Consider the following 8,305-nt stretch of genomic DNA (forward strand, 5'->3'; position numbering starts at 1 on the left):
TTTTCCCCTACATGCTGCCGTCCCTGGTCCTGGTCTCATCGCTCTTCGAGGCGTTCGTCAACTACGGGCTCGGGGTGCTCTGCCAGAGGGGACGGGCGCAGAGCCCCCCTCCGCTTCCTCCGTTCTCGGACTGGCGCTTCTCCGGAACCCTGCTGCCCGCCATGTTTCTGGCGTTTCTCATGGGCTTTTTCGCCTCGGACTGGACGCCGGGCGCGATGTTTGCGATGAACCTGAAGATCGTGCTGAACGTCTTCTTCTTCGTCCAGGGATTGTCGCTGATCTGGTGGTGGTTTGTGCGCCGGCGCGTCGGCGTGTTCTGGCGCTGCCTCGCCCTGGCGGTTTTCGCCCTTCCCGTGTTCTGGCTTTGGCTCGTCTTCCTCGGGGCGGGGGATATGATCTTCGACCTGAGGCGCCGTGGAGGCGCGGCGAAGGGATGAGGGCCGGTTGGGGAGGCGCGAGCCGGGAGGACCGCGGGGAACGTATGTGCCGGCGGATAGTTGAACGGGTACTCGAAATCTGAGAATCGGTACTCGAAAATTCGATTCGAAGGGAGAGGTGCGTCCGATGCAGGTTATCTTGAAGGCGGATGTGAACAAAGTGGGCCGTGCAGGCGAGCTTTTGACCGTGAGCGACGGATATGCCCGGAACTTTCTGCTGCCCCGCGGCCTTGCCGACGAGGCGACGGCCGGGAAGATTGCGGACCTCAAGGAGCGTCAGAAGCATCAGAGGGCAAAGGAGGACAAGCTGCGTCAGGAGGCCGAGGCGGCCCGCCAGACGCTCCAGGGCAGGACCGTCCGTATCGAGGCGACGGCGGGGGAGAACGGGAAGCTCTTCGGCAGCATCACGGCGGCGCAGATCGCCGAGGCCCTGGAGGCCCAGCATGGCGTCGCGGTCGACAAGCGCGACATAAAAATGGCCGAGCCCGTCAAACAGTCGGGAACCCACCCCTTCACCCTGAGGCTGTACTCCGGGGTGGCCGCGGAGATGGTGCTGTCCGTGACGGTTCGAGGCGCCTGACCGTCCCGCTTTGTCCATGCAGCTCTATGACCGTGTGCCCCCGCAGAACCTGGGGGCCGAGCGCGCCGTCCTGGGCGCCTGTCTCCTGGAGCAGGAGGCCCTGGGGATCGCTCTGGAGACCCTGAGCGCGGACGATTTCTACGACCTGAACCATAGGACGGCCTTCGGGGTGATGAGCGACATGTATGCCGCAAATCGCCCGGTCGACCTTGTGACCTTCGGGGAGGAACTGCTCAAGAGGGGGGCTTTCGAGAAGCTTGGGGGGCAGCCTTTTTTCGCCTCCCTCGTGGCGGAGGTCCCCACCACGGCCAATGTCGGGTATCACTCCGACATCGTCCGGGAAAAATCGATTCGGAGGCGCCTGATCGATGCGGGGAGCCGGATCGTCAGCCTGGGCTATTCGAGCGACCTCGAGAGCGCCATGATCATGGACGAGGCGGAGCGCGCCGTGTTCGAGGTCTCCCAGAACAACAACCGCGTCGATTTCCGCCCCGTCCGCGATATCCTGGGCGGGACCTTCCGGAAGATCGAACAGCGGTACCAGCAGAGCGGCTCCGACGTCAGCGGGTTCGAGTCGAGCTTTACGGATCTGGACCGCCTGACCGGCGGATTTCAGCCCGGGAGCCTGAACATCGTCGCCGCCCGTCCCTCCATGGGAAAGACGGCGTTTGCGCTGAACATCGCCCAGTTCGGCGGCGGGGGACGCAACGCCGCCGTGCTGATCTTCAGCCTGGAGATGTCGTCGGAACAGCTGGTGCAGCGCATGCTGGGCTCGCAGGCCCAGGTGGACATCCAGGCCATGAACACGGGGACCATGGGCAAGAGCGATTGGGACGAGCTGCAGAATGCGGCCGGGATCCTGACCCGGCGCCCCATCTTCATCGACGACAGCTCCATGCTGACGACGATGGATTTCCGCGCCCGGTGCAGGCGCTTCAAGGCGCGCCACGAGAACCTCGGGCTGATCGTCGTGGATTATCTCCAGCTCATGAGCTTCGGCGGGCGCTCCACGGACAACCGGCAGCAGGAGGTCGCGGAGATCTCGCGGATGCTCAAGGGCGTTGCCCGCGAGCTGGACTGCCCGGTACTCGCCCTCTCGCAGCTCTCGCGTGAGACGGAGAAGCGCCCCGACAAGAAGCCCATGCTGTCGGACCTTCGGGATTCCGGCGCCATCGAGCAGGACGCGGACACCGTCATGTTCCTCTACAGGCCGGACTATTACGAGGAGTCCAAGCCCGATGTGGACAGCGAGGCCTCGCTGAGCCTCGCGAAGAACCGCAACGGCCCCACGGACATCGTTCACCTCATCTTCAGACGGCAGATCACGCGCTTTTTCAACGCGATGGCGTCCTGAGGAAGCGTGGACTTGGAAATGATGGCATTGTAAATGATGGATTGGAGAGGCGGATGCACGGCCGCCGACGAGTCGGGATGATTTTGGAGGAATGTTTGAACGTTATGAGTGATTTATTGAAGGACAATGGGGACGGGAAAGGGCTGGAGAGGGACGAGTACCGGGAGCTGGAGGTCTATGGCCGGGAGGACGCCGGGACGGCCGAGGAGGGGTTCGGCGCTTACGGATTGAGGGACGAGCTTGCCCGTGCCCTGGAGAAGAAGGGGTTCGAGACCCCCACCCCCGTGCAGTGCCGGGTTCTGGAATCCGACTGGCGGGGACGGGACCTCATCGTGAGGGCCCGGACGGGTTCGGGGAAAACCCTGGCCTTTCTCCTGCCCCTCCTGCAGGATATGCGCGTCTCGGAGCGCTCGCCGCATCTTCTGGTGCTGGCCCCGACCCGGGAGCTGGCTCAGCAGACCGCCCGGGAGGCGGAGTGGCTGGTGCGCTACCTCGACGTCTCGGTGGTGTCCCTCGTCGGAGGGCTCGAGATGTCGCCTCAGCTCAGGGGCCTCCGGGAGGGGGCGGCGATCGTCGTGGGGACACCGGGCCGGACGCGGGACCACATCGAGCGCGGCAGCCTGAGGACCGAGGGCATTCGCTGCGTCGTCCTGGACGAGGGCGACCAGATGCTGGACATGGGGTTCCGCGAGGAGCTGGAGGCCATCCTGGACGCGCTGCCGGAGGATCGCCGCACGTGGCTCTTCTCGGCGACGATGCCCCCCGAGGTGCGCGCGCTGGCGGACCGCTACCTCGACACCCCCCTGACCCTGACCCTGACGGAGGAGGGGGAGCAGCACGAGGATATCCTCCATCGGGTCTACATGGTCCCCTCGCGCCGCCGTTTCGAGGGGCTGGTGAACATCCTGCTCTGGGAGCATCCCCGGCGCAGCCTGATCTTCTGCCATACCCGCATGGAGTCCATCGAGGTTGCCCAGCGGCTGCAGGACGAGGGGTTCAACGCGGCGGCCCTGCACGGGGACATGACGCAGCGCGAGCGCAACGCCGTGCTGGCCTCCTTCAAGTCGGGCTCCATGCCCTGCCTGGTTGCGACGAACGTCGCCGCCCGCGGTCTGGATGTGGAGGGGGTGACCCACGTCATCCAGCTGGGGCTGCCCGACGACCGCGAGACCTTCGTGCATCGAAGCGGCCGAACCGGAAGGGCCGGAAACGAGGGGACGAACCTGATCCTGCTCTCGCCGGTCGAGGCGGGGCGCTTCCGCGCCATGCTGCGGACGACGCAGATGAAGGTCGAGTGGCAGGACGTTCCGGGCCTGGACCGCATCCATACGGTCCAGCGCGAGGTGGCGGAGGAGAAACTGCTCTCCGCGCCGCTCGAGACGGAATATTCGAGTTACCTGAGCTGGGCGGAGGACCTGCTGGAGAGGGCCGAGCCCAAGGTCCTGGTCGCGAAGCTGCTGAGCTCCCTCAACTCTCGGACGGCCAAGGGCTACAACCTCGGCGCGGACCTCGAGCGCGAGCGCGAGCGCCGCAGCCGGGGCACGGGCCGGGGGGAATACGCTGCGGGGACGCCGCGGCGCTCCGGATCCCGTCCCAGGGGCACGATGACGCGCCTGCGCAGCAGCCAGGGCGGGGCCCGGGATGTGGGGCGCGTTCTGAACGCGATTTGTACGGCCCTCAAGGTGGAGCGGTGCGAGGTCGGCGCCATCCGCCTGAAGGACGATCACGTCATGGTCGAGCTGCTGCCTCTGGCCCTCTCCCGGCTGGAGCAGGGACGTGCCGGGCTGGCCCGATGGGGGCTCTACCCGGAGGACGAACCCCGGGCCCGCAGGGGGACGGACGTCGCTCCGAGATCGCGCTACGGCCGCGGGGGAAGGGATTGAGCGGCCCCGGCCCCGTGGTCAGCGCAGCAGGATGTCCGCCCCGCGCTTCCTTCCGGGGGTGACGACCGAGACGTTCGTGAAGGCGCTGCGTCCCTCCTCGTCGACGGCCCCCACGACGTGTCGGCCGTCGGGGACGCGGTGAAAGAAGGTCTCGTTGGGCAGGGCCGAGCCGATGTAAATCCCGTCCAGGTACCACCATACCCTTCCGACGGCGCCCTCCGCCCTCATCGGGATCCTCTGCCGCAGGTCCAGCGGGGCGGAGGTGTAGACGGCCTCCGCGATGGGGGATGTGATGGAGAGCACGGCGCGCCTTTGAATCTGCTCCTGCGGCGTCTCCCTCGAGGAGAACTCGGCGGGCAGCATCAGCGTCGGCTGCCCCCGCCGGATGACGTGGAGGCTGCAGGGCGTCGTCTGGGTGACCCCCTCGATCGACCAGTCCAGGCGGGTCGACGTGCAGGCCGCGGTGGGCGGCTGGCCGGAGAGCGCGCATACGGTGCGCAGGCCGAGCCCGGCCGGTTTGCCGTACCAGGACGACCTTGGCGAGATCGTTCGGAGAAGTTTGACGGCGACGGGAGCGGCGGCCTTGGCGCCCACCAGCCCCGGCCAGGGGTCCCCCTCGGGGTTGCCGACCCACACGACGGCCGTGTAGTCGGGGGTCCACGCCGCGCTCCACGCGTCCCGAAGCCCATAGGAGGTGCCCGTCTTCAGGGCGACGTGCCAGTACTGACCCAGGGTTTCCCGTGAGAACGTCGTCAGCCGACTCCTGTTGTCGAGGATGTCGCTGACGATCCAGCAGGCGGCCTCCGAGGCCATCCGGGTCTCCTCCTGAGGAAGCGGCGAGGGGGTGAGGCTCAGGGGCCGGTGGCGTCCCAGCGACGCCAGTGCCGTGTAGGCCTCGAGGGCTTCCATGACGGTGACCTCGCAGCCGCCCAGGATGAGGGAATCGCCGTAGTGTGTGGCCGGCTGGGTGAGGTGGGCCAGGCCGCACTCCCGCATCAGCAGCAGTACCCGGTCGGGCCCGGCCAGACGCAGGACGCGCACCGCCGGGGCGTTCAGGGACTCGGCAAGGGCGACCCGGGTGCTGACGGCCCCGCGGTAGCTCAGGTCGAAGTTGCGCGGGGCCCGTCCCGAGAAGGCCATGGAGGAGTCCGCCAGAAGGGAGGACGCGGTCAGAAATCCCTGATCGACGGCGGAGAGGTAGGCAAAGGGCTTCAGGAGGGAACCCGGCGAACGGGGAGCCCGTCCGCAGTCCACCCAGGCGTTGCGGCTCCCGTCCCCGAACCGCGCGTTGCCCACCCACCCGACGAGCCGGGCCGTCCGGTTGTCCACGATTCCAGCGGACAGGGTGATCTCGCGGGGCAGGTCCGAAAGGGATTGACGGAGCAGGGACTCCAGCTTCGTCTGGATCTCCAGGTCCAGAGTTGTGTCGATCCTGCCGTCGCCGTTTCCCGCGACCCCGTTCTCCAGAACGAGCTCCGCGAAGTGGAAGGCGCGCAGGGGGGGGGCGTAGCGGCGATGGGGCAGGTCCTCCAGGAGCGCCCTTTGAGCCGTATCCGAGGTGAGGACACCCCGATCCCTCAGGAATCGGATGACGGTGTCCCGACGGCGCCGCGCCGCCTCGGGCCTCAGGTCGGGACGGTACAGGGTAGGGCCCTTCAGCATCCCGATCATCAGGCAGGCCTCTCCCGGGGAGAGCTTGAGGGCCGGCTTGCCGAAATAGAGCAGGGACGCGGCCTGCACGCCCCGAATGTTGCCGCCGAAGGGCGCCTGATTCAGATAGTTCTCCAGAATCTTTTCCTTCGTCATCACCCGTTCCAGCTTCATGGCCTGAATGAACTCCCGGACCTTGGTCCCCAGGCTGCGGGCCCTCCGCGCCGGGACCGCCGGGCCACGTTCGGACGGCTCCCTCCCGGATGACTCCCTCTTTGATGGTTCTCTCTCGGATATGGAAAGGCGTATGAGCTGGCTGGTTATGGTGGAGGCCCCGGAAACGACGCGCCGGGCGGCGATGTTCTGGACTGTGGCCCTCAGAAGCGCCAGGGGGTCGATGCCGGGATGGCGGTAGAACCGGCCGTCCTCGACGCCGACGGCAACCAGCGGCAGCCATTTTCCCATCTCGGAGAGCGGGATGGGAATCTGCCACTCCGAGTTCGAGGAGAGCCGGAGGTGAAAAAGGCGTCCCCGGGCGTCGTAGAGGGCGGGGGACGCCTCGATGCGGGTCACCTGCTCCTGATCGAGGGGGATGAGGAGATACAGAAGGGCGAATGCCGCGATCCCCGAGAGAACCGCCGCCAAAAGAAAGAACAGGCACGCGCGAAGGCGTCCTCGTGCGCGGATGGAATTTTTGACCTGCATCGGATTCCTCTTCATCGTGTAATGGTAAGGGCATAGGATAAGTTCATTGCGCCCGACTCTTCATCTTTCCCGTTCGATTCAATGCGTCAATGCGGCTTTCTGGCGGTCTCCTGGGCGTTGACCGAGGCGATGTCGCGGGTGAAGTAGGCGATGTTGTGGCTGTGGTCGCCGATGCGCTCGAGGTTGCTCAGGATGTCGATGAAGTGGACGCCCTTCTCGGGATCGCATTCTCCCCGGTTCAATCGGTCGATGTGATTCCTGCGGTATCGTTTTTCCTGGCTGTCGATGCGGTCCTCGAGGTCGTGGATGACGTAGTCCGCCTTGGCCGTGTCCTCGGTCCTGAGGGACAAAAGGGCGCAGGAGAGGGCCTGCTCGGCCGTGTCGAACATGTCCCAGAACTCCTGGTTGGCCTGTTCGGAAAAATGGGAGCCGTCGTCGAAGCGTATCACGCTCAGCTCCATGAGGTTCTCGAGATGGTCCCCCACCCGTTCGAGGTCGCCCGAGGCGTTGACGTAGCAGCCGAGGACCGTGGAGACCTCCCCGGAGAGCCCCCGCTGCCAGATCTCCGAGGCGTAGGAGGAAATGGCCTTGTTGACCTCGTTGACGCTCTTCTCCTGGTCCGCGAATTGCGTCATCAGGGGGTCGATGTCCTGCTCCGTGTAGGCCCGGCGGACGATGCGAAGCATGTTCTGGACAATATCCCCCATGTGCATCAGCTCGTCCTTGGCGGCCTCGACGGCCGCCGCCGGAGAGGCGTCGAGGAGCTTCTTGTCCAGGTAGAAGACCCCGGAGGCCGAAGCGGGCTCCGTGATGGGCAGGATCGCCTGGACCAGCCGGGCGAATTGGGAGGCGAAGGGAATGAAGATGATGGTGTTGACGACGTTGAATATCGTATGGGCGTTGGCGAGCTGACGCCCGACGTCCGAGGCCGTTTGGACGACTACGAGTTTGTAGAAGGGAAGGAAGGAGAGGAAGATGGCGACGCCGAGAAGGTTGAAGAGCACGTGGGCGGCGGCGGCCTGTTTCGCGTAGCGGTTGGTCCCGAGGGCGGCCAGCACGGCCGTGATGGTGGTGCCGATATTGTCCCCCAGGATGATGGGGATGGCTGCGTCGATCCCCAGAAGCCCCTGTGAGGCCATGGCGATCGTGAGCCCGATGGTGGCGGCGCTGGATTGCACGATCATGGTCAGGATCATGCCGGCCGCAACCCCGTAGAGGGGGTTGGAGCTGAGGAAGAGCAGCAGTTCCCCGTGGGAGGCCATGAAGCGGGTGGCGCCCTCCATGGTCTGCATCCCCAGAAAGAGGAGTCCGAAGCCGACGACCCCGTTCCCGAAGTAGCGCTGCCGTTTCGACCTGCCGAAAAGAGCCAGGGCGACCCCCAGGGCGATGAAGGGGAGGGCGAAGTCGTTGATCTTGAAGGCGATGATCTGGGCCGTCACGGTTGTGCCGATGTTCGCCCCCATGATGATGCCGATGGCCTGCTTCAGGGTCATCAGCCCGGCATTGACGAAGCTGACGGTCATCACGGTCGTTCCGCTGCTGCTCTGGATGAGGACCGTGACGAGAACCCCCACGAAGACGCCGCGGAGCGGCGTCTTCGTCAGCGTCCCGATCAGGTGATCATCCGCCCCGAACTGCACCAGCCGTTCGCGGTACCCCGGTGACACCGTGGCTGCTGGTGATGTGGCACCAGCCC

At 66.0% G+C, this 8,305-nt stretch carries 6 protein-coding genes; 4 read left to right on the top strand and 2 right to left on the bottom strand.

What is annotated here, in order from left to right:
- The 4 genes from Q0176_RS05265 to Q0176_RS05280 form a co-directional block, all read left to right on the top strand.
- Nucleotides 1–437: DUF2232 domain-containing protein (locus Q0176_RS05265; RefSeq protein WP_299299953.1), on the top strand; the 437-nt coding region annotated here is incomplete at its 5' end.
- 127 nt (nt 438–564) lie between these two features.
- Nucleotides 565–1,017, top strand: a complete 453-nt coding sequence (gene rplI, locus Q0176_RS05270; RefSeq protein WP_299299954.1) for a 50S ribosomal protein L9 — start codon at nt 565–567, stop codon at nt 1,015–1,017.
- A gap of 16 nt (nt 1,018–1,033) precedes the next feature.
- Nucleotides 1,034–2,371: a replicative DNA helicase gene (gene dnaB / locus Q0176_RS05275; protein ID WP_299299960.1), complete on the top strand. Its 1,338-nt coding sequence runs from the start codon at nt 1,034–1,036 to the stop codon at nt 2,369–2,371.
- 104 nt (nt 2,372–2,475) lie between these two features.
- Nucleotides 2,476–4,254 (top strand): DEAD/DEAH box helicase, encoded by a 1,779-nt coding sequence (locus Q0176_RS05280; RefSeq protein WP_299299955.1) that lies wholly within the window; start codon nt 2,476–2,478, stop codon nt 4,252–4,254.
- 18 nt (nt 4,255–4,272) lie between these two features.
- Here the strand turns inward: Q0176_RS05280 and pbpC are convergent, their stop codons facing one another.
- On the bottom strand, nt 4,273–6,609 hold the full coding sequence (gene pbpC / locus Q0176_RS05285) for a penicillin-binding protein 1C (RefSeq protein ID WP_299299956.1): 2,337 nt from the start codon (nt 6,607–6,609) through the stop codon (nt 4,273–4,275).
- An 86-nt stretch (nt 6,610–6,695) separates the two neighbouring features.
- Nucleotides 6,696–8,305: Na/Pi cotransporter family protein (locus Q0176_RS05290; protein WP_299299958.1), on the bottom strand; the 1,610-nt coding region annotated here is incomplete at its 5' end.

Origin of the sequence: uncultured Fretibacterium sp., assembly GCF_938040765.1 — a bacterium.
GTDB lineage: Bacteria > Synergistota > Synergistia > Synergistales > Aminobacteriaceae > CAJPSE01.

Bases quoted from the DNA above. Each gene is read 5' to 3' on its own strand.
- rplI (WP_299299954.1), top strand. From the start codon at position 565: ATGCAGGTTATCTTGAAGGCGGATGTGAACAAAGTGGGCCGTGCAGGC.
- dnaB (WP_299299960.1), top strand. From the start codon at position 1,034: ATGCAGCTCTATGACCGTGTGCCCCCGCAGAACCTGGGGGCCGAGCGC.
- Q0176_RS05280 (WP_299299955.1), top strand. From the start codon at position 2,476: ATGAGTGATTTATTGAAGGACAATGGGGACGGGAAAGGGCTGGAGAGG.
- pbpC (WP_299299956.1), bottom strand. From the start codon at position 6,609: ATGCAGGTCAAAAATTCCATCCGCGCACGAGGACGCCTTCGCGCGTGC.